This window comes from Acinetobacter sp. SM1B, from assembly GCF_003289665.1.
In the GTDB taxonomy this organism is placed as follows: domain Bacteria; phylum Pseudomonadota; class Gammaproteobacteria; order Pseudomonadales; family Moraxellaceae; genus Acinetobacter; species Acinetobacter schindleri.
In genome coordinates this window covers 2,531,869-2,554,434 of the sequence record NZ_QMBM01000001.1, presented here as the reverse complement: position 1 = coordinate 2,554,434, position 22,566 = coordinate 2,531,869, and the positions used below count along the sequence as shown (strand labels likewise).

Sequence of the window (22,566 nt, the reverse complement as noted above, 5' to 3'; positions counted from 1 at the left end):
TAATCAAGACATGCATGTATGAATATCTTTTTAAAGATCTTGTTGTTAGTTGAATTTTTTAATCCTATAAATATTTTTGATTAAAATTACAGTCCTTATAGAACATCGTTACACAATCGAAATTTGAGTTTCTGATATAATTTAACGCTATTTACAACATAACGATGATTGATGATTCATCGATGACATAGGCTTTAGTATGTTACAACTCTCTGAATTAAAAATTGCCATCATCGGATTAGGTTATGTCGGTTTACCGCTAGCTGTTGAGTTTGGAAAAAAAGTTCCCGTGGTGGGCTTTGATATTCATCAGAAGCGTATTGATGAGCTACAGAGCGGACAAGATCATACTTTAGAAGTTTCACCAGAAGAATTAAAGCAAGCAACGCATTTAAGCTACACCACGAACTTACAGCAGTTAGCAGACTGTAATTTCTTTATTGTTACAGTTCCAACCCCGATCGATGAATTTAAGCAACCCGACCTGACTCCCTTGGTTAAAGCATCCGAAAGTATTGCTAGAGTACTGAAAAAGGGTGATGTGGTTGTCTATGAATCAACGGTTTATCCAGGTGCAACTGAAGAAGTTTGTATTCCTGTTTTAGAAAAAAATTCAGGATTAAAATTCAATCAGGATTTTTATGCAGGTTATAGCCCTGAGCGTATTAATCCGGGTGATAAATTGCACCGCGTTACTAATATTTTAAAAATCACTTCGGGTTCAACACCTGCAGTCGCTGATTATGTCGATCAAGTCTATAACTTGGTTATTGAAGCAGGCACACATAAAGCAGCAAGTATTAAAGTTGCAGAAGCTGCGAAGGTGATTGAAAACACTCAGCGCGATGTGAATATAGCTTTAATTAATGAATTGGCGTTGATTTTCAATAAAATGGGCATTGATACTGAAGCGGTATTACAAGCGGCTGGTACTAAATGGAATTTCCTTCCATTCCGTCCGGGTTTAGTCGGTGGGCACTGTATAGGGGTTGACCCGTATTACTTAACTCATAAAGCACAGTCGATGGGTTATCATCCTGAAATTATTTTAGCGGGTCGCCGTTTAAATGATGGTATGGGTGCTTATGTGGTGACTCAACTGGTTAAAGCCATGTTGAAAAAACGCATTCAAGTTGAAGATGCCAAAGTACTGATTTTAGGCCTAAGCTTTAAAGAAAACTGCCCAGATATTCGTAATACACGCATCATTGATATCGTCAATGAACTCAAGGAATATCACACTCAGATTGATGTCTATGACCCTTGGGTAGATGCTGCTGAGGCTGAGCATGAATATGGTATTAGCCCAATTTCAAACTTAGAAAATGGCAAATATGATGCTGTGATTCTTGCGGTTGCCCATCAGCAATTTAAGGTGATGGGCGCTGATGCAATTCGTGCTTTGGGTAAAGCTGATCATGTGCTGTATGACTTGAAATACGTCTTATCTCAAGCCGAATCTGATCTACGTTTGTAAGGAGCATACCATTATGAATCAATATCAACAGGTATGTGACAAGCTCAAAACTGCACCTAAAACTTGGTTGGTGACAGGTGTAGCAGGCTTTATTGGCTCGAATCTTTTAGAAACTTTACTCAAGCTCAATCAAACTGTGGTGGGTTTAGATAACTTTGCCACAGGGCATCAGCATAATTTGGATGAAGTACAAAGCTTAGTGACTGAGGCGCAATGGGCAAAATTCAGCTTTATTGAAGGTGACATACGTCAGTTTGCAGATTGCCAAAAAGCATGTGTAGGTGTGGATTATGTCTTGCATGAAGCAGCGCTCGGTTCTGTACCACGTTCAATTGCCGATCCGATCACGACCAATGAAACCAATATCAGTGGTTTCTTAAATATGCTCACTGCTGCGCGTGATGCGGGTGTTGCAAGCTTTACTTATGCAGCCAGCAGTTCGACTTATGGTGACCATCCGGCATTGCCAAAAGTAGAAGAAAATATTGGTAAACCACTTTCACCCTATGCAGTGACGAAGTACGTCAATGAGTTATACGCAGACGTATTTGCGAAAACTTACGGGTTTAAAACAATTGGCTTACGTTACTTTAACGTGTTTGGTCAACGCCAAGATCCGAAAGGTGCTTACGCAGCAGTGATCCCGAAATGGACATCATCAATGATTGCTGGTGAAGATGTGTTTATTAACGGTGATGGTGAAACCAGTCGAGATTTCTGTTTTATTCAAAATGTTGTGCAAGCGAATATTTTAGCTGCGACAACGCAAAGCGATGAAGCAAAAAATCAGGTCTATAATGTTGCACTAGGTGACCGCACAACTTTGAATGAGTTATATCGTGCTATTCAAGTCGCGCTTGCTGAAAATGATGTGAACTTTGACCGTGATCCTGTCTATCGTGAGTTTCGTGCAGGTGATGTACGTCATTCACAAGCCAGCATTGCCAAAATTGAGCAAGGCTTGGGTTATGCGCCACAGTTTAAAATTGCCGAAGGTATTCAGTTGGCTATGCGTTGGTACGTAAACAACTTAAAATGATATTGAACAGATGATTGCGAAAATTTTCGCAAAATATCAGCCCATTGGACTGATTACATTAAGTTTACTGGTCGGTGCGATAATTACATTTATCGCACTTCCTGTTTTAACACGCCTATATTCTGTTGCTGACTTTGGTGCTTACGGGATTGCATTGGCGATTGTCAGTGTTTTATCGACTGTTGCCAATTTACGTCTTGATCAAGCATTGTTAGTCGCGGACGAGCAAGACAAAAAGAGTCTGATTTTTGAAGGGGCTGTATTCTCAACTGTGATTGCTGTCATTAGTGGCATCGTCATCAGTGCAATTTTAAATGTTGAAATGGCAGGTGCAGTTGCTACAGGTGTGCTTGCCAATACCCTGATTCAAAGTCTGTATAATTATCAATTTTCCGCACATAAAGAATATTTCTGTGCACGTTTAAATATTTTTAGAAGTGCTATTGTGGTAGCGGTGCAACTGTCATTACCGCTCGTGACGCAAATTAGCTTGGTAAACAGTTATAACCTCAGCTCGGTCATTATGATTGTGGCGGTGCTGATCTATTTACTGAAGCATCAGCTCTATCAAGTGAGTTGGCAGGCATTTAAACATTATAAAGACTTTATCTATGCCAATACGCCCCATGCCTTACTGAATAGTTTTTCGCATAACTTGCCCTACTATGTTGTGTCGCATTTTGTCGGTGTGCAGGCGATGGGCTTCTATGCCATTGTTGAACGGACTTTACGTGTTCCGATTAATCTGATCTCACAAACCCTGCGTCAGTTTTTTATTCGCAAGTTTAAAGATGCAGATTCAAGCCATAATGCGTTAAAAGCCAGCGTGTTACTGAGTTTAGTTTCACTGCCGTTATTTGCCTTAGTCTTTGTATTGCCTGAATCTTTATATTTCTGGGTTTTTGGCAGTGAGTGGGTCGGCATTTCGAGCTATTTCCAAATTTTAGCTTTGGGCTATTGGGCGATTTTCTGTAATCCACCAAGCTCAGCTTTTCTGATTGCCAAACGAAATAGCCAAGTGCTGTTTAAGTTGCAAATCGTAGAACTCATGATTAAGTTCGCTTTATTTGCAGGCTTCTATGCTGTCTTTGCTGATAAAGTGTATATGTTACTTGCGGTGCCTGTGGCATTAATTTTCTATAACTTTGCCATTTTATATGTGGTGTGGAGAAACAAAAACTGATGTTTTTTAAAATCTTAAAATACATAAATTGGTTTGCTTCACAGTGCCGTAAAGTGATGTACAACATGGCATTTGGCACACAATTTCGTTACTTCGGCAAAGCGTGTACCCTAGAGATTAATGGCCAAGTCAAGATCGGTAAGAATGTCTATATTGGCGATCATGTCAGTTTAATTGTCGAGCAAGGTGCGATTTTAGAAATTGCAGATCACAGTTTTATTGGTGAAAGCTGTTATATCAAATGCTTTGGTGGCAAGGTGTCGATTGGTAAAGATGTCAGCATTAACTCTAAGTCTTTTATAAATGGCTGTGGTGGCATCTCGATTGGCGATAACACTCGTATTGGTACGCAAAGTATTTTGATTGCCAGCAACCATAAATTTGGTGAGCCTGATCTGTTGGTGAAAGATGCAATCACCAAGCAGGGCGTGAGTTTAGGGAAAAATATTTGGCTTGGTGCACGGGTTACGGTACTTGATGGTGTAACTATTGCTGATGACAGTGTAATTGGTGCCTGCAGTTTAGTGTCAAAACCTCTGTCTGAATCAGGGGTGTATGTCGGTATTCCGGCCAAAAAAATCAAATCAGTATAAAGTGCTATGCATATCGTAAAACATATTTTCAGCGTAAAATATTCAGCTTAATTTTCTCCCTTTTGATTTTCTGATTCTGACATAGGTCATGCGTATGGCATTTATGGTTTCTGCTCTTCGACAGCTGTTTGATTTGGCTTATTTTATGGCAAAGGGCAGTGTGGCATATGCACGTAAAAAGGGGGTGAAAGTTGGTGAAAACTGCCGAATTTATATTAAAAATTGGGGCTCAGAACCGTTTTTAATCTCAATTGGTGATCATGTCACGGTGACTTCAGGCGTGAAATTTATTACCCATGATGGCAGTACCTGCTTGGTCAAAGATGAGCAAAGGAAACGCTATCAACGCTTTGCCCCGATTCAAGTAGGTTCGCATGTCTTTATAGGTGTGAATAGCATTATTATGCCGGGCGTGAGCATTGGCTCAAATGTGGTGATTGGTGCAGGTTCGGTGGTGACCAAAGATATTCCTGATCATAGCGTGGCGATTGGTGTACCTGCCAAAGTGGTGTCGAGCTTTGCTGATTATCAAGCCAAAATTCAAAGCATCTGTGCCAGTGATAGCGACTTGGTTGGCATCACCGATTACCGTGCCCGTGTGGAACGCGCCATGGCGATTCAAGCCTCAAAAAACCATCTTTAATATTCTCCCATTTCATAAAGTTTAGGTCTGCATATGTTGAATAAAGTCATGTTCTTTTTGCCAAGCTTGGGCGGTGGTGGTGCAGAACGTACAGTCATTCAACTGGCGAACAGCTTTGCTGAACAAGGGATCAAAATTCATTTGGGTGTATGTGACCTGAATGGCGATAAAGCCAAGCTATTACCCGAAGTGAGCTCTAAAATTGAATTGGTTAATTTTAATTGTGGTCGGGTGATGAATAGCATCACGCCTTTAAAAATAAAAATGAAAGCTGAGCAATATGATTGCTTAGTGGCCACGCAAACCCATACCAATATTGTGGCAGGGATTGCGAAAAAGCTTGCAGGTGTTGCAACACGTTTGATCTTCCGTGAAGTATCTACGCCGTCAAAAAATATGAAGTTGCAAGGCATTGCTAAATTTGTGATGAAAATTTTGGTGAATTGGACCTATCCCATGGCACAGCAAGTGGTCTGTGTTTCTAAAGGGGTTGAAGCCGATTTTCGTGAATATTATGGCTATAAAAATAATAATCTGAGCACGATTTATAACCCTGTATTGGACGATGCCTATTTTGAAAAGCTAAAAGCACCTGTGACGAATCATTTTTTTAATGACAGCAACAAGGTGATTTTAGCAGTCGGGCGTTTGACTGAAGCCAAGAACTTTGGCTTTCTGATTCGTTCCTTTAAAGCCTTGCATAATCAGCATTCTGAAACCCGATTATTGATTTTAGGTGAAGGCGAATTACGTGCTGAGTTTGAGGCTCTAGTGGCTGACTTGGGTTTAAACGATGTGGTGGATTTACCGGGCTTTGATGCTAATCCATACGCTTATTTTAAATATGCATCGCTGTTTGTTTTAAGTTCTAATTGGGAAGGTTTACCGGGCGTACTTATTCAAGCCTTAGCCTCTAAAGTGAAAGTAGTGAGCACCAACTGTCCAAGCGGCCCTATGGAAATTCTAGAAAACTCCAAGTTTGGTTTATTGGTTGAATGCAATGATCAGGCAGGTCTGACTCAAGCCATGCAACAGGCAATTTTTGCAGATTATGTGCAATATCAAGAAGCTGATTTTGAAGTGCATATTCAGCAGTTTCATAAGCAAACCGTACTTAAGCAGTATTTGCGTATGATGGAGTCTGCAGCATGAGCAAACCGTCGATGGTGCATGTGATTACCAACTTTGCAGGCGTGGGGGGTGCAGAGATGATGCTGGCACGTTTGATTCAACACACTGAACACCAATACGAACATGTGATCATTGCTTTAATGAAAACATCAGAGGTGTATCAAAGTACTTTAGATCGTTGTCAGGCGCATTATGCACTGGATTGGAATGGTATAAACATATTGGGTACGGTAAGCAAACTGCGTACATTGCTTAAAAAACTACAGCCTGCAACGGTGCAATGCTGGATGTACCATGCCAATGCGTTGACCAGTCTCAGTGTCATTGGTTTAGCGAGAAAACCCAAAGTTGTGTGGGGTATTCATCATTCGCTTGCTTCTCCCAAAGATGAATCGATCAGTACCAAGATTGCCTTGGGCTTAAGCAAAATACTGTCCCAACAAGTCAGTGCCATTATTTATTGTGCGCATTCGTCTATGCAGCAGCATCAGGCCTTTGGCTTTAAAAATGGCAATAGTCAAGTGATTGCCAATGGCGTGTTTTTAGATAAATTTCAGCCCAATCCTCAATTGCATGAACCAACCGTGATTGGTTTTGCAGGGCGTTATCACACGGCCAAAGGCTATCCCTATTTGTTTGAAACGATGGGCTTACTGAAAGATAAAAACATCATTTTTAAAATTGCAGGTGGTGGTGCAAGCCTAGAAAATCCTGAAGTGAAAGCTTTATTCGAGCAGTATAAGTTAGATGCTGAAAAAGTCCATTTAATAGACCAAATCTCAGATATGCCAGCATTTTATCAATCCATTGATGCATTCCTCATGACTTCGATTACCGAAGGTTTTCCGAATGTGTTGGTCGAAGCCATGGCATCAGGTTTGCCATGTATCAGCACCGATGTTGGCGATGCCAAATATATTGTACAGGATTTAGGAAGCATTGTGCCACCACGTAATGCACAAGCTTTGGTAGATGCCATTTTAGCTTATACACAAAAATCAGAAGCAGAAAAGCAAAGCTTAAAACTAGCGACGCGTGAACGGGTTGAGCAGAATTTCAGTATTGAAACTGTCAGCCGTCAATATATGCAGGTGTGGAGCCAAAAGGCATGAAGTTTTTAATGATCAGCAGTTTTTTGCCATCTGTACTCAATTTTCGTGGCAAGTTATTAGAAGCGATTTCTGCGCACGGCTATGAAATTCACATTATGGCACCTGAATTCGCATCATTCCCAGAAGAACAGCAAAAACTGCAAGTCCTTGGCTATCATCTGCATGAAATTCCCATGCAGCGCACAGGCACCAATCCGCTGGCGGATTTAAAACTGTTAAAACATATCTATCGGCAAATTCGTCAAATTCAGCCTGAGTATGTGCTGTCCTATACTATTAAACCTGTGATTTATGGCACGCTCGCGTCATGGCTGGCGAAAGTGCCACATCGTTTTGCTTTAATTACTGGTCTGGGTTATGCCTTTCAAAATGTAGAAGCGGGTAAGCGCAGTCTGTTTCAAAAACTGGTGCATGGCTTATATGCGCAAGCATTAAAACGTAGCTACAAAGTCTTTTTCCAAAATCCAGACGATTTAAAGCTGTTCCAAGACATGCATTTGCTTGATGCTGATAAACCCACTGTGGTGGTAAATGGCTCAGGGGTGAGTGTGCAAGATTTTGATGTCATGCCTTTACCAAAAGATGATGCAGGCGTGGTCAAAGCCTCATTCTTGCTCATTGCACGGCTTTTGGGGGATAAAGGTGTGCGTGAATATGCTGAATCGGCACGTATCATCAAAGCACAATATCCTGAATCTGAGTTTCATTTGGTCGGTTGGATTGATGATAATCCATCAGCGATTTCTAAAGCCGAACTCGATGAATGGATTGCCGATGGTCGCCTCAAATATTGGGGTAAACTCAGTGATGTCCGTCCTGCGATTGCGGAAAGCTCGGTCTACGTGCTGCCATCTTATCGTGAGGGTACACCTCGCACCGTACTTGAGGCGATGGCGATGGGGCGTGCGATTATTACCACTGATGCACCCGGTTGCCGTGAAACAGTATCGCATGGTGTGAATGGTTATTTGGTCGGGGTGAAATCAGTCGATGATTTGGTGCAAAGCATGCAGTACTTTATTGAAGATTCAAAATTGATTGAATATATGGGGCAGCGTTCGCGGGAAATTGCGCTGAATAAATATGATGTGCATCAAGTGAATAAGCACATGATGGCTGAAATGGATATTCATTAAAAGCGATATACCCAATTTTAGAGACGATCCAAATGACCTTAAAATATATAAAAAGTGATTTATACCGTTATACCGGTCATGTCAGTTTTAAAACATTTTTTAAAACTTATTTTTTCAATCGCGGTTTTAATTTTTCATTTTGGCTACGTTTAGCCAGTTCAAAAACTGTATGGGCAAAGTTGGCTTATCCTATTTATTATTATAAAAAAAAGCAGTACGGCATAGATATTCATACCACAACTCAAATTGGCTACGGCTTGTTTATTGGGCATGGCGGGCCGTTGGTCGTCAATCCGACAACCGTGATTGGCAATAATGTGAATTTATCGCAATTTACCACCATTGGTGCAAATGGCGGCCGTCAAGCCGCAGAAATTGGCGATAATGTTTATATTGGGCCCAATGTCTGCATCATTGAGCATGTCAAAATTGGCAATAATGCCACTATAGGTGCGGGCAGCGTGGTGACGAAAGACATTCCTGAAAATGCAACTGCAGTAGGAAACTACGCGAAGGTGATCAGCATGAATAACCCGGGTCATGCAGTCAATCGTCGTTGGACAGATCTCTAAACAGCTATATTGTTTGGCGGTTTTTAGAACAGCGACTACTTGAGTCCCTTTGACCGTTGAAATATTTTACAAATCTGATGGCGTCGAACGGGGTATAATCATTGCTAAAATGGATACCATTTCCCCATCTTCATCTAATCTTAAGAGTGAACCATGTTAAAGCGGTTATTGGATATTGTTATTGCATCATCTGCGCTGGTGCTGCTGTCTCCTATTTATGCTTTGGTGGCTTATAAGGTGAAAAAAAATCTAGGCTCGCCTGTCTTATTCCGTCAGGTACGTCCGGGTCTGCATGGCAAGCCTTTTGAAATGATTAAGTTTCGCAGCATGAAAGATGCACTGGATACAGCAGGCAATCCTCTACCCGATAGTGAGCGTTTAACGCCTTTTGGTAAAATGCTACGCGCCACCAGTTTGGATGAAATGCCAGAGCTATGGAATGTCATTAAAGGCGATATGAGTATCGTAGGACCAAGGCCTTTGTTGATGGAATATTTGCCTTTATATAATAGCGAGCAAGCCAAACGTCATGAGGTGCGCCCCGGTATTACGGGTTATGCGCAGGTGAATGGCCGTAATGCCATCTCATGGGAAAAGAAGTTCGAGCTGGATACATGGTATGTTAACAATCACTCCCTCTGGCTCGACTTTAAAATCATGCTAAAAACGGTAAAAAAAGTTCTCGCGAAAGATGATATTAGTGCAGAAGGTGATGTCACTATGCATAAATTCACAGGCAGCAAATATGACTAAGCTTTATGCCGTATATGGTGCTTCGGGGTGTGGACGTAGTTTGATGCCTGTAGCACGTCAACAATTAGCACGTCAGCAAGAGCCTGCTGAAATTGTGTTTATTGATGATGCCTTGACTGAAATTACGATAGTGAATCGTCATCGTGCCATGAACTACCAACAATTTAAAGCACAGCCTGTATCTTTCAAAGCGGTACTGATTGCAATTGCCAACAGCCAAGTACGTGAAAAAATTGCACTGAAACTAGAGCAAGATGGTCTTCCATTGTGGTCAGTGCAGGCAGATAATACGCTGTTGATGGATGCGGTAGAACTTGGCGCAGGTGCTGCGTTGAGCCCTTTTGTCACGATTACATCCAATATTAAAATTGGTAAATGTTTTCATGCCAACTTATACAGTTATGTCGAGCATGATTGTGTGATTGGTGATTTTGTCACGTTTGCGCCGGGCGTAAAATGCAATGGCAATATTCATATAGAAGACCATGCTTATATTGGTGCAGGTGCGATGATTAAGCAGGGCACACCTGATCAACCTTTAGTGATTGGCGCAGGCGCAGTCGTTGGTATGGGTGCCGTGGTCACTAAAAGTGTGCCTCCAGGCGTAACAGTGGTAGGAAATCCTGCCCGTATACTGACCAGTAAATGATAAATTTAGGAAAAAATCATGTTAAACACTGCATTTGAACCGTGGCCAAGTTTCACCTCAGCTGAAGCAGATGCGGTGTCAAAGGTCCTTTTATCCAATAAAGTCAATTATTGGACAGGACAAGAGTGTCGTGAGTTTGAAAAAGAGTTCGCAACATTTGCACAGACCCAATATGCCGTGGCTGTAGCCAATGGTACAGTCGCACTAGATTTGGCCTTAAAAGCCCTTGGCATTGGCACAGGCGATGATGTGATTGTCACTTCACGGACATTTCTTGCATCTGCCAGTTCAATTGTGACGGCTGGTGCCAATCCTGTTTTTGCCGATGTTGAACTGGATTCACAGAATATTTCACGTCGTACGATTGAGGCTGTGCTTACTCCGAAAACCAAAGCCATTATTTGTGTGCATTTGGCGGGTTGGATGTGTGATATGGATCCGATCATGCAGTTGGCTGAGGAAAAAGGGATTTGGGTCATAGAAGACTGTGCGCAAGCCCATGGTGCATTCTATAAAGGTCAATCCGCAGGTTCAATCGGGCATATTGGCGCATGGTCATTTTGTCAAGACAAGATCATGACCACGGGTGGTGAAGGCGGTATGGTTACCACCAATGATGAAAATTTATGGAAAAAAATGTGGTCATATAAAGACCATGGTAAAAACTTTGACAGCATTTATAACAAACAGCATCCGCCCGGTTTTCGTTGGTTGCATGACAGCTTTGGCACCAACTGGCGCATGATGGAAATGCAGGCTGTCATCGGACGCTTACAACTCCAAAAAATGCCAGAATGGACGCAAGTGCGTAATGCGCATATGCGTCGCGTTTTAGCAAGTTTTGAAAATAACCCCTATTTTACTGTGGCAATGCCACCTGTGAATTATGTCCATGCGGCATATAAAGCTTATGTACAAGTGAATACAGCACAATTACCAGAAGGTTGGTCACGTGATCGCATTATGGCGGAAATTAATGCACTGGGTGTGCCATGCTTTAGTGGTTCATGTTCAGAAGTGTATTTAGAAAAAGCCTTCGATGGAACGCCGTGGCGTCCTGAGCAACGACTGGTTAATGCCAAAAGCTTGGGAGAAAGCAGTTTAATGTTCTTGGTACATCCGACTTTGTCCGACAGCAACATGCAAAAAACGGTGGATAGTATCCAACAGGTGATCTCACAAATCGCCATGTGAAACAGCGTATAATTTGTTATGCAACTTTTTGCCTTTATCTAAACCATTGAGCCCATCGTGAAAGACATTATCCGAGTCATTGCATCTTTGCCGCGCCGTCAAAAACAAGCTGTTTTAGTGGTCATGGATATCTGTGTTTTGCCTTTGATGATGTGGCTGGTTTATGCCATTCGACTAGCCAAACCCAATGTTCCAGTCATGAAAGGCTTAGATTTCTGGTATCTGTATGTCGGTGTCTTTGGTGTTGCAATTTTTGCCTTACTCGGCATCTATAGCGCGATTGTACGCTCCTTCAATGAAGACTATTTGCTACGGATCTCGATTGCGACATTTATTCAAATTGTTGGGTTATATGCGGTTAAGAAACTAGGTTTAGCCTTTATTCCTATGAGCATTCCGCTCATGTACGGCTTTGTGCTGTTTTCTTGGATGTGGTGGAGTCGCGCCGTGATTCGCTATGCCACACTGCGTACTTTTGTGAAAAAGCAAAACCGTAAGCGTGTCGCGATTTATGGTGCAGGTCTTGCGGGGCAGCAAATTGCGGCTGCATTATATCGCTCGGATGACTATTTGCCCGTCTGTTTTATTGATGATAAAGCTTCATTACAAGGGCAGTCTTTAAGCGGACTAAAAATCTTTTCACCCAAAAAGGCACTCGGAGCATTTCGTAAGTTTCACATCGAAGAAATATTACTGGCTATGCCATCTGTAAGTCGTGCACGTAAAAAAGCAATTATTGAGTCTTTTGAACCGTCTAATGTCAAAATTATGGAGCTGCCAGGAGTTACCCAACTGGTAGGAGGGCGCGTTCAAGTCTCCGACATTAGAGAAGTTGATATTATTGACTTACTGGGACGTGATCCAGTACCACCAAAGTTAGCCCTTTTAGAAAAAAATATTAAAAATAAAGTGGTGATGGTAACTGGTGCAGGTGGATCAATTGGTTCGGAACTTTGCCGTCAGATCGTGAAACATCAACCAAAATGTCTTGTTTTATTTGAAATGTCTGAATTTGCACTGTATTCCATTGATCGCGAATTACAAAACGCAGGTGTAGAAGTAGTGCCTATACTAGGTTCTGTGACTCACCAGATAAAGTTGGAACGTATATTGCAACAGCATGCTGTGCAAACGGTTTACCATGCAGCAGCTTATAAGCATGTGCCCTTGGTTGAAGCGAACCCGTTTGAAGGGATCTATAATACTTCAATTGGTACGGCCCGGAGTGTTGATGCCGCTGTGGCTCAAGGAGTTGAAACCTTTGTCTTGATTTCTACTGATAAAGCTGTACGTCCAACCAATGTCATGGGTGCATCGAAACGGATGGCCGAATTGTATTGTCAAGGTTTAGCTGCCACAAAACCGCAAACACAAATCAGTATAGTTCGCTTTGGTAATGTATTAGGTTCATCAGGTTCTGTCGTTCCTTTGTTCAAAAAACAGATTGAAAAAGGTGGGCCTGTTACAGTAACGCATCCTGAGGTGACTCGTTATTTTATGACCATTCCTGAGGCTGCGCAGTTGGTGATTCAGGCGGGGGCAATGGGAACAGGCGGAGATGTTTTTCTACTGGATATGGGTGAACCTGTTAAAATTGTTGCTTTGGCCAAGCAAATGATTCGTCTAAGTGGGTTTAAACCTATGGATGAAAAAGGTCTAGGTGATATTACAATACAATTTACGGGTTTACGTCCAGGCGAAAAGCTGTATGAAGAGTTATTAATTGATGAAGAAAAGGTAGAAAAAACTTCACATGAAAGAATTTTAAAGTCATATGAAAAAAGCTACGAGTTTGAAATGATTTCTATATGTTTTGAAAAATGGCAATTAAGTTTTATCAGTGAAAATACAATACTCAATTTGTATAAGGACTTGGAAAAATATGTAGATGGATATCATCACCGTGTTCAAGATTAATGACATTTTGCTAAGATATTAACTCGAGTAATCTATTTTAAGTTAGCTCCATCCTTAAGAAGATAATATAATAACTTAATTGTGTGGTTATTGTTTTTTTAGTGGATTTACGATAAATCATGTGTGTTAATGCCTGTTTTAAAATGATAATTCATTTAGATAAATAATTGGGATGATTCTGAATGTATAAAATAACTGTTGTTGGTACAGGGTATGTTGGGTTATCAAATGCAATGCTTTTCGCATTAAAGCATGACGTAATTGCACTAGATATAGATGATATTCGTGTGCAATTACTTCAACAGCGAAAAGCACCTATTCAGGATGAATTGATTGAACGATATCTTGCCAAAGAAATTAATTTTAAAGCAACACTTGATTCGACACTTGCTTATGCCAACGCCGAAGTGATTATTGTTGCTACACCCACCAATTACGACGAGCAAAGTAATTACTTTGACACCAGCTCCATCGAACAGGTTTTAAAAGATTTAAACCATCAAAACAGCCAGGCCATTATTGTAATTAAATCTACCATTCCTGTGGGTTTTACTCAAAAAATGCAGGCACAGTATCCAAATTTAAACATTGTATTTTCACCCGAATTTTTACGCGAAGGAAAAGCACTTCTAGATAACTTATACCCGTCACGTATTGTAGTCGGTGATACATCAAAAATAGGCCAAAAGATAGGTGCACTGTTTAAATCGAGCAGCTTAAAAGAAGACGTAGATGTTCTTTTAATGGATTCGACTGAAGCAGAAGCTGTAAAACTATTTTCAAATACATACTTGGCCATGCGGGTCGCATATTTTAATGAGCTAGATACCTATTGCGCCTCACGTGGCTTAAATAGTAAAGACATCATTAGCGCTGTAGGTAAAGACCCGCGAATAGGAACGCATTATAACAATCCATCTTTTGGCTATGGTGGTTATTGCCTTCCTAAAGATACCAAGCAATTACTTGCCAATTATCAGGATGTACCACAAACCCTGATTTCTGCAATTATTCAATCCAACACGACACGTAAAGATTTTATTGCAGAGCAAATTGTCAAGAAAGCGCCTGAAACAGTAGGCATTTACCGACTGGTTATGAAAGCGGGCAGTGATAATTTTAGGCAATCTGCGATACAAGGCATTATGAAACGCCTAAAAGCAAAGGGTATCCGCGTAGTGGTATATGAGCCAGTGCTTCAAGAATCTTCTTTCTTTGGTTCAGATGTCATAAGTGACTTAGCAGAGTTCAAACAACAAAGCGATATCATTATTGCCAACCGAATTGTATCTGATTTAGATGATGTACTTGAGAAAGTATTTACGCGTGATTTGTTTGGGGATAATTGATGTACTTAAAATTTAGCTTACATTCTGTTGTAATTCGGAATCATTAATCGTGAGTTTGATAAATAATACTAAATGGGTAGCTTTGGCTCAAATTACTAAAGTTCTTTGCCAGATTATTAGTTTAGTTGTTTTGGCTAGGCTGATTCCACCTGCTGAATATGGTCTAATGGCAATGGCAGGGGTTATTGTTGCATTGGGATTCTTGTTTCGTGATATGGGAACGTCTGCCGCACTTATTCAAAAAAAAGATTTAACAGAAGAATTAAAAAATGCAGTTTTTTGGCTCAACATTATTATAGGCTTTGTAGTTGCTATCGCTATTATATGTGCCTCACCATTTGCTGCAACTTATTTTAGTCAGCCAGACCTGATATGTGTATTAATTTTACTTTCATTGAGCTTTCCAATTACGAGCTCCTCATCTTCTCACTTAGCCTTAATAGAAAGAAATTCTCAGTTTAAAAAAGTAGCATTTATAGAATCAATTAGTAGCTTAAGTGCGACAACTTTAGCAATTATAGCTGCATATCTAGGTTGGGGTGTTTACAGTTTAGTGATTCAGTCTTTACTTAACGCTATACTTTCAACTTTACTAATTTGGCATATATCTGAATGGAAACCATCTTTATATGGTTATCGATATTTTAAAGAAATAAAACAAATTTTTTCCTTTAGTGGGAATTTAGTTGCTTTTAACTTTGTTAATTATTTCTCTAGAAATACGGATCGATGGGTTATTGGTAAGGTTATGACAAGTGCTGTGCTTGGTGCATATGACCTTGCATATAGAGTTATGCTGTTTCCTTTACAGACATTCACTTTTGTAGTGAGTAGATCTATGTTGCCTGTATTAAGCCAATATCAAGATAATAAGGAAAAATTTAATAAAACTTACTTAGATGCCTTGTGTCTTATTTCGTTCTTAGCCTTTCCACTTATGAGTGGTTTAATGATTTTAAGAGAGCCTTTTGTAAAATTCGTATTTGGTAATCAATGGAGTTTAGTAGCATCTATTTTATTTTGGCTTGCACCAACTGGTATGTTACAAGCATTAAATAGCACGACAGGTGCAGTACTTACTGCCAAAGGAAAGACAAATATTTTATTTTATACAGGAATTCTTTCTGCTGTAATTTATGTAAGTTGTTTTTTGATTTCTGCATCGTATGATATTGTGAAATTTTCCGAATATTATTTTTATTCAAATATTTTAGTAGTTGGTCTAAACTTATATATCTTATTTAAGGTGATTAAAATTAATGTGTGCTCAATATTTACTACAGTTTTTCCTGTGGTTTCAGCATGTTTTATTTTTGTTTTAGCTGTTTATTTTGTGAAAAAATATATTAATATAAATTTATTTAATTTTATAGGCTTGATATTTTTTGGAGGGGTTGTATATCTATTTTCTTATTATTTTATGCCTAACAATCTTATTAAATATTATATTTCAAAAAGGATGTCAAAGTGATAAAAATTATCTTGCATAAAATAAATAATATTAAATCTAAAATCTTAATGTATGTTCTTAGGTATTATGTAGGATATTGTCGAATATACTCAAAAAAAAGTGTGGAAAAGTCAGCACCACTTATTATAAGTTTAACCTCATACCATAAGCGTTTTCCAACATTATTCTATACTTTGGAGTCAATTTTCCAGCAGAGAACTGATCTTAAGTATGAAGTGATTTTAGTTTTAAGTCAGGAAGATATTAATATTTTTGGTGGGTTGCCAACACATATTGAGGAGTATCAATCTAGAGGACTGAATCTAATTGTTGTTGAAGAAAATTTAAAATCTTATAAAAAAGCTTACTATACTGCGGAATTAGGTAAGCCTATTATTACAATTGATGATGATGTCTATTATCCAAGCTGGTGGTTACAGAGATTAATGTTGGAAGTGAATAAAACACCAAATACTGTGTTGGCATATAGAGGGCACTATATACTTAGAAAAAATGGAGATTTTTTAAAGTATAAGGAATGGCTTAAAACCTCTGATAATAACTATATTATAGAGCCTAAATATAGTTTTTTACCAACTGGTACATCTGGGGTATATTATCCAGTTGGTGCTTTGAATGGGTTAAATAGGAGTAAAGATATTTTTTTAAAACTATGCCCACATGCAGATGATTTTTGGTTTAAATATTTAACAGTAAGTAATGGTTTTAAAGCGAAAAGAATCGTTCGCAAAAATATTCACTTTAAAGTGATTTCTTGTGGTGAATCATTATTTGAAATTAATGTTGCAGGTGGTGAAAATGATAAGCAATTTAAAAAAATATTAGCTCATGACTCAAATTTTCACCAAAAGTTGTGTAATGAAATGTAAATTTAAAGTTTTTGTTTTTAATTTTTATTAAGTGATTGCATATGAAAATTTTAGTAACAGGTGGTGCTGGTTTTATTGGTTCGGCAGTGGTACGTCATATTATTCAGGATACTGATAATAGTGTACTTAATGTCGATAAACTAACTTATGCTGGTAATTTGGAGTCATTGGCAACCGTCGCAGACCATCCACGTTATCAGTTTTCTCAAACAGATATTTGTGATCGTGCTGAATTAGATCAGTTGTTTGAAACGTTTCAACCCGATGCTGTTATGCACTTGGCAGCAGAGTCTCATGTTGACCGTTCTATTACAGGACCAGCAGCATTTATTGAAACCAATATTATTGGAACTTATCAGTTATTAGAAGCTGCAAGACATTATTGGAATGGTCTGGTAGAAGATAAAAAAGCAGAGTTTCGCTTTCATCATATTTCAACAGATGAAGTGTATGGTGACTTAGAAGGTACAGAAGATTTATTTCTGGAAACCACACCATATGCACCGAGCTCTCCGTATTCTGCGAGTAAAGCCAGCTCTGACCATTTAGTACGTGCTTGGCATCGTACCTATGGCTTACCCGTGGTATTAACGAATTGCTCTAATAACTATGGACCATATCACTTTCCAGAAAAGCTTATTCCGCTTGTTATTCTAAATGCACTTGCTGGAAAGCCTTTGCCTGTCTATGGGAATGGTGCCCAGATTCGTGATTGGTTATATGTTGAAGATCATGCACGTGCTTTATATAAAGTTGTAACTGAAGCTGAAGTTGGAGAAACTTATAATATTGGTGGACACAATGAACAGCAAAATATTGATGTCGTGAAAGCGATTTGCAATTTACTTGAAGAGTTAGCACCCAATAAGCCAGAGGGTATCGCAAACTATTACGACTTGATCACTTATGTAAAAGATCGCCCTGGGCATGACTTACGTTATGCAATTGATGCCAGTAAAATTAAGAAAGATCTGGGTTGGGTACCTGTTGAAACTTTTGAGTCTGGATTACGTAAAACAGTTGAATGGTATCTGGCAAATCAGGAATGGGTAAAGCATGTGCAAAGCGGTGAGTACCAAAACTGGGTACAAAACCAATACCAAGCCTAGGTACAAGAGATGAGTCACATGAAAATACTGATATTGGGCAAAAATGGACAAGTCGGCTGGGAATTACAACGATCGCTTCAGCCCTTAGGTGAAGTCATTGCTTTAGATCGACATGAAGATGTTCAGCATGGTTTTTGTGGTGATATCACAAATTTTGAAGCCATTGAAAAAGTGATACAAACATTCCAACCTAATATTGTGCTCAATGCAACAGCATATACTGCAGTTGATAAAGCAGAGTCAGAGGTTGAACAGGCCGATTTGGTCAATCATATTGCGGTGAAGCATTTGGCCGAACAATGCAAAGCAATAGATGCCTTACTCATACATTATTCTACAGATTATGTATTTAATGGACAGGGTACAGCAGCTTGGCAGGAAGATGATACGACAGAACCTCAAAATGCGTATGGAAAAACCAAACGAAATGGTGAGATTGCGCTTGAACAAAGTCAGGTAAAGTTTATCAATTTGCGTACAAGCTGGGTGTATGCTTCACGTGGTCATAATTTTATAAAAACCATGCTTAAGCTGGCTCAAAGTAAAGATGAGCTTAGTATTATTGATGACCAGATTGGTGCACCTACTGGCGCAGCTTTAATTGCAGATGTAACAGCGCAAATTGTTCGTTATTATGCTTTACAGCCACAACCTCAGCAAAAGCATTTGCTCGGTCATTATCATTTGGCCGCTCAGGGTGAGACATCTTGGTATGCTTATGCAAACTATATCTTTGATGTTGCCAAAGCACATGGATTGTCACTTCAGATTAAAACAGTGAAGCCAATATCGACGGTTGATTATCCTACATCAGCAGTTCGACCGCTCAACTCAAGATTAAATACTCACAAACTCCAACAAATGTTTGCTTTACATTTACCTCAGTGGCAGCAAGGTGTTGAGCATATGATTAAAGAGACTATATAAATGACAGCATTAAAACAACGTAAAGGTATTATTCTGGCAGGTGGCTCAGGTACACGCTTGTACCCAATTACCATGGGCACATCTAAGCAGTTATTGCCAATTTATGATAAACCAATGATCTATTATCCACTATCAGTGCTTATGCTAGCAGGGATTCAGGATATTCTAATTATTTCAACACCAGAAGACCTGCCAAATTTTGAAAAATTATTGGGAACGGGTGAGGAACTGGGTATTCGTCTTTCTTATAAAGTACAGCCATCACCAGATGGCTTGGCACAAGCATTTATATTGGGCGAAGAATTTATTGGGCAAGATAACGTTACATTAATCTTAGGTGATAATATTTTCTATGGCCAAAGTTTTGGTCAGCAGCTTAAGCGTGCAGCCGAGCAGCGAACAGGTGCAACGGTATTTGGTTATTATGTCAATGATCCAGAGCGCTTTGGTGTGGTCGATTTTGATGAAAATGGTAAAGCATTAAGTATTGAAGAAAAACCTGAGCAGCCTAAATCTAACTATGCGGTAACAGGTCTCTATTTTTACGATAACACTGTGGTTGAAATTGCGAAAAATATTAAACCATCGCACCGTGGTGAGCTCGAAATTACAGATGTGAATAATGTGTATTTACAACAAAATAATCTCAATGTAGAAGTACTTGGCCGTGGTTTTGCATGGTTAGATACAGGTACACATGACTCACTATTGGAAGCAAGCCAATTTGTACAGACCATTGAGCATCGTCAGGGCCTCAAGGTGGCGAGTCTGGAAGAGATTTCATTTAATAATGGCTGGATTAATGCAGATCAGCTTAAAGCACGTGGCGAGTTTTTCAAAAAAACAGGTTATGGACAGTATTTGCTTAAGTTATATAAAGACCAGTCAAATAAAGCTTAATCCCTAAATTGGCAGAAGTGATTTATAATGAAATAAATCACTTCTTGCCGACCATCAATCAGGTAAAAATATGAATATTATTGAAACTAAAATCAAAGATTTACTCATCTTTGAACCACGGGTATTTGGTGATGATCGTGGTTGGTTTATGGAAAGCTTTAACCAGCAAGTATTTGAGCAGGCATTGACTGAACGTGGTTTGGATATCCCTAAGTTTGTTCAGGACAATCATTCTTTTTCTAAAAAAGGCGTACTTCGTGGCTTACACTATCAGCTCAACCCGCATGCTCAAGGCAAATTGGTACGGGTAGTACAAGGTCGCGCGTGGGATGTTGCAGTAGATATCCGTGAAAATTCATCTACATTTGGTGAGTGGGTCGGAGTTGAACTGACGGCAGATAACCATAAGCAGTTTTGGATTCCAGCAGGGTTTGCACATGGCTTTATTGCTTTAGAAGATAATACTCAATTTTTATACAAGACGACAGATTATTACTCTAAAGAATGTGAGCGATCTATTCTATGGAATGATGAAACAATTAATATTGAATGGCCTATTGAAAAAGATCTAGAAATTCTTTTGACGGATAAAGATCGTTTAGCGCCATCATTCAATGCTGCTAATAAATTTTAATATAAAATTTTATAATTTTTTGGAATAATTTAAAGTTATGAGAGAAAAGAGTCTTAGTATTATAGTGCCTATATATGGCGTAGAGGAATATATTCTAGAGTTTCTAGAGAGTATAGTACCTCAACTACTCGATTCTACAGAACTTATTTTAATAAATGATGGAACAAAAGATAAATCTATGCAAATCTGTCATAATTTTCTTAGTGGAAATTATGACAATATCGTGATTCTTGAGCAAAGTAATCAAGGTCAGAGTGTGGCGAGAAATTATGGGATCCAGCAAGCAAAAGGAGAGTATATAGGTTTTCTGGATCCTGATGACTACGTTAGGAACGATTATATTTCAAAGATCACAGAATGTATCCAAAATAATAGAGATGTAGATATTATTGATTTTAACGCGGTCACTTTTATACATGAAAATAAAAAAATAATTAATGTTGTAAATGATAACCTACAAGAAGGCATACATGATAACGATGAGGAGTTTTTAGCTGCTGTGTTTAATAACTGTTCATGGCAATCGTGGTTAAGAGTTGTGAAATTTTCACTAATACAGAATGCTAAGTTTCCTGATGGTTTGCTTATACAGGATGTACACGTTTTTCCCAAAATATATTTAAATAGTAAAAGTATCTATCACATATCAGAACCTCTAGTTTACTATCGTGTAAGGCAAGGTAGTGCTGTAAATCATGTTAATAAAAAACAAGAAAATGGTTATAGAGAAGCTTTGATTAATCTTATGGGAATTGGGTGTAGAAAACATATTGTAAATCTAAGTATAGCTCATTTATTCGAAATTTATATGCATGTAAAAGCAAAAAATGAAGGAAGATATCAAGCTGTTCTAGGTTTCATTAAAGATACTCGTTTATTAAATATGTTTACAATGAGTATTCTTTTGAAAATTTTAATCAAGCAAACTGTAAAAAAGCTAAGAGGCTAATATAAATATGTTTTTTAAAAGGATAATTAATTCAATCTATATTAGACTCTATGCTTTTTTTAATTTTGTTTTTATAAATAGCAGTAAAGTTAATGAGAAATGGGTATATTTGAAGAGTGTTAATAAAATAGATAGCTTTGAGAATATAGAAGATATACCTAAAAAAATTTGGATGTATTGGGATTCACAAGATAGTAATCCAATAGTAGACCTATGTTATGAAAATACTAAAAATCTATGTAAGAAATATGAAGTTGTATTGTTAAATAAAAATAATGTAAGTAATTACGTTGATATTTCAAAAATTAATCCAAACTTAAAACCTCAAATTATTGCTGATTATATAAGGCTTAAGCTTTTAAATAGTCATGGAGGGATATGGATGGATGCGAGTATACTTCTAACACAAAACTTTGATTGGATATATAGAAAGATAAATAAAAAACAAGATGTTTTTGTATTCTATTCTGATGACTGTACAACTGATGAAAATAATCCAATCGTAGAAAATTGGTTTATTATGGCACCGAAAGGCAATGAGTTTATTGGAGATTGGTTTCAGGAATTTGAGAAGTGTGTTTTAAGTGATAGTCCTTATACTTATTATAGCAGCTATAAAGGTAATACTGATGTGATTCAAAATATCCAGAATACTGATTATTTAATGTGCTATATATCTGCTGCTATTGTTATGTCTAAGAGAACATATAATATAGTAACATTGAACTCGGGATCTTCAGGCCATTATTATAACAATAAATTTAAGTTTAGATCTATATTTATTGCATTAACATTGTGTCTTAGACGAAAAGAAAAGCTACATGTACCTTATTTAATTAAATTTACCCAAGATAGTAGAGATGATATTAATCTTTTTATACGTAAGAATTTTATAGTAAGAAGAAGTTTAATAGGCTCTTCTTTTCAAAAAATTTATAATTCCCAATCTATTTAAGAGT

Annotated in this window: 22 protein-coding genes; all 22 read left to right on the top strand. The window is 38.5% G+C overall.

The window, feature by feature from the left end; genetic code table 11:
• The first annotated feature begins 199 nt into the window (after positions 1-199).
• The 22 genes from tviB to C8322_RS12195 all read left to right on the top strand — a co-directional run bounded on the left by tviB (position 200) and on the right by C8322_RS12195 (position 22,562).
• Positions 200-1,477: a Vi polysaccharide biosynthesis UDP-N-acetylglucosamine C-6 dehydrogenase TviB gene (tviB, locus tag C8322_RS12300; RefSeq protein ID WP_111810701.1), complete on the top strand. Its 1,278-nt coding sequence runs from the start codon at positions 200-202 to the stop codon at positions 1,475-1,477.
• Positions 1,478-1,490: 13 nt separating this feature from the next.
• Complete coding sequence (locus tag C8322_RS12295; protein WP_111810700.1) at positions 1,491-2,516, top strand: NAD-dependent epimerase/dehydratase family protein; 1,026 nt, start codon at positions 1,491-1,493, stop codon at positions 2,514-2,516.
• A gap of 10 nt (positions 2,517-2,526) precedes the next feature.
• Complete coding sequence (locus C8322_RS12290; RefSeq protein ID WP_111810699.1) at positions 2,527-3,699, top strand: oligosaccharide flippase family protein; 1,173 nt, start codon at positions 2,527-2,529, stop codon at positions 3,697-3,699.
• A gap of 65 nt (positions 3,700-3,764) precedes the next feature.
• The gene (locus tag C8322_RS12285; protein ID WP_228156508.1) at positions 3,765-4,292 is read left to right on the top strand and encodes an acyltransferase; all 528 of its coding nucleotides are present in this window, start codon (positions 3,765-3,767) and stop codon (positions 4,290-4,292) included.
• Between the two features lie 94 nt (positions 4,293-4,386).
• Complete coding sequence (locus C8322_RS12280; RefSeq protein WP_111810697.1) at positions 4,387-4,935, top strand: acyltransferase; 549 nt, start codon at positions 4,387-4,389, stop codon at positions 4,933-4,935.
• A gap of 33 nt (positions 4,936-4,968) precedes the next feature.
• On the top strand, positions 4,969-6,087 hold the full coding sequence (locus C8322_RS12275) for a glycosyltransferase (RefSeq protein ID WP_111810696.1): 1,119 nt from the start codon (positions 4,969-4,971) through the stop codon (positions 6,085-6,087).
• A complete protein-coding gene (locus C8322_RS12270; RefSeq protein ID WP_111810695.1) occupies positions 6,084-7,178 on the top strand; it encodes a glycosyltransferase in 1,095 nt (364 codons plus the stop codon). Before C8322_RS12275 ends, C8322_RS12270 begins: the two co-directional genes overlap by 4 nt.
• Complete coding sequence (locus C8322_RS12265; RefSeq protein WP_111810694.1) at positions 7,175-8,314, top strand: glycosyltransferase family 4 protein; 1,140 nt, start codon at positions 7,175-7,177, stop codon at positions 8,312-8,314. Before C8322_RS12270 ends, C8322_RS12265 begins: the two co-directional genes overlap by 4 nt.
• A gap of 32 nt (positions 8,315-8,346) precedes the next feature.
• Positions 8,347-8,886, top strand: coding sequence for a serine O-acetyltransferase (locus C8322_RS12260; RefSeq protein ID WP_111810693.1), 540 nt, complete (start codon positions 8,347-8,349; stop codon positions 8,884-8,886).
• 153 nt (positions 8,887-9,039) lie between these two features.
• Positions 9,040-9,639, top strand: a complete 600-nt coding sequence (locus C8322_RS12255; RefSeq protein ID WP_111810692.1) for a sugar transferase — start codon at positions 9,040-9,042, stop codon at positions 9,637-9,639.
• Complete coding sequence (locus C8322_RS12250) at positions 9,632-10,288, top strand: NeuD/PglB/VioB family sugar acetyltransferase (RefSeq protein WP_111810691.1); 657 nt, start codon at positions 9,632-9,634, stop codon at positions 10,286-10,288. Before C8322_RS12255 ends, C8322_RS12250 begins: the two co-directional genes overlap by 8 nt.
• Positions 10,289-10,306: 18 nt before the next feature.
• A complete protein-coding gene (locus C8322_RS12245; RefSeq protein ID WP_111810690.1) occupies positions 10,307-11,482 on the top strand; it encodes a DegT/DnrJ/EryC1/StrS family aminotransferase in 1,176 nt (391 codons plus the stop codon).
• A gap of 57 nt (positions 11,483-11,539) precedes the next feature.
• Positions 11,540-13,399 carry a polysaccharide biosynthesis protein gene (locus C8322_RS12240; RefSeq protein WP_111810689.1) on the top strand — a complete coding sequence of 620 codons (1,860 nt, stop codon included), beginning with the start codon at positions 11,540-11,542 and terminating at the stop codon, positions 13,397-13,399.
• Between the two features lie 182 nt (positions 13,400-13,581).
• Positions 13,582-14,748 (top strand): nucleotide sugar dehydrogenase, encoded by a 1,167-nt coding sequence (locus tag C8322_RS12235; RefSeq protein ID WP_111810688.1) that lies wholly within the window; start codon positions 13,582-13,584, stop codon positions 14,746-14,748.
• A 49-nt stretch (positions 14,749-14,797) separates the two neighbouring features.
• Positions 14,798-16,219: a lipopolysaccharide biosynthesis protein gene (locus tag C8322_RS12230; protein WP_171334354.1), complete on the top strand. Its 1,422-nt coding sequence runs from the start codon at positions 14,798-14,800 to the stop codon at positions 16,217-16,219.
• Positions 16,216-17,088, top strand: coding sequence for a glycosyltransferase family A protein (locus C8322_RS12225; protein ID WP_228156507.1), 873 nt, complete (start codon positions 16,216-16,218; stop codon positions 17,086-17,088). The genes C8322_RS12230 and C8322_RS12225 overlap by 4 nt, the downstream gene beginning before the upstream one ends.
• A gap of 41 nt (positions 17,089-17,129) precedes the next feature.
• Entirely contained in the window at positions 17,130-18,197 is a 1,068-nt protein-coding gene (gene rfbB / locus C8322_RS12220; RefSeq protein ID WP_111810685.1) for a dTDP-glucose 4,6-dehydratase, read from the top strand.
• An 18-nt stretch (positions 18,198-18,215) separates the two neighbouring features.
• Entirely contained in the window at positions 18,216-19,124 is a 909-nt protein-coding gene (gene rfbD / locus C8322_RS12215) for a dTDP-4-dehydrorhamnose reductase (protein ID WP_111810684.1), read from the top strand.
• Positions 19,125-20,024 carry a glucose-1-phosphate thymidylyltransferase RfbA gene (gene rfbA, locus C8322_RS12210; RefSeq protein WP_111810683.1) on the top strand — a complete coding sequence of 300 codons (900 nt, stop codon included), beginning with the start codon at positions 19,125-19,127 and terminating at the stop codon, positions 20,022-20,024. It begins immediately after the preceding gene.
• A 70-nt stretch (positions 20,025-20,094) separates the two neighbouring features.
• On the top strand, positions 20,095-20,658 hold the full coding sequence (gene rfbC, locus C8322_RS12205; protein WP_111810682.1) for a dTDP-4-dehydrorhamnose 3,5-epimerase: 564 nt from the start codon (positions 20,095-20,097) through the stop codon (positions 20,656-20,658).
• Between the two features lie 37 nt (positions 20,659-20,695).
• The gene (locus C8322_RS12200) at positions 20,696-21,607 is read left to right on the top strand and encodes a glycosyltransferase (RefSeq protein WP_111810681.1); all 912 of its coding nucleotides are present in this window, start codon (positions 20,696-20,698) and stop codon (positions 21,605-21,607) included.
• Between the two features lie 109 nt (positions 21,608-21,716).
• Positions 21,717-22,562: a glycosyltransferase family 32 protein gene (locus C8322_RS12195; RefSeq protein WP_171334353.1), complete on the top strand. Its 846-nt coding sequence runs from the start codon at positions 21,717-21,719 to the stop codon at positions 22,560-22,562.
• The last annotated feature ends 4 nt before the right edge of the window (positions 22,563-22,566 follow it).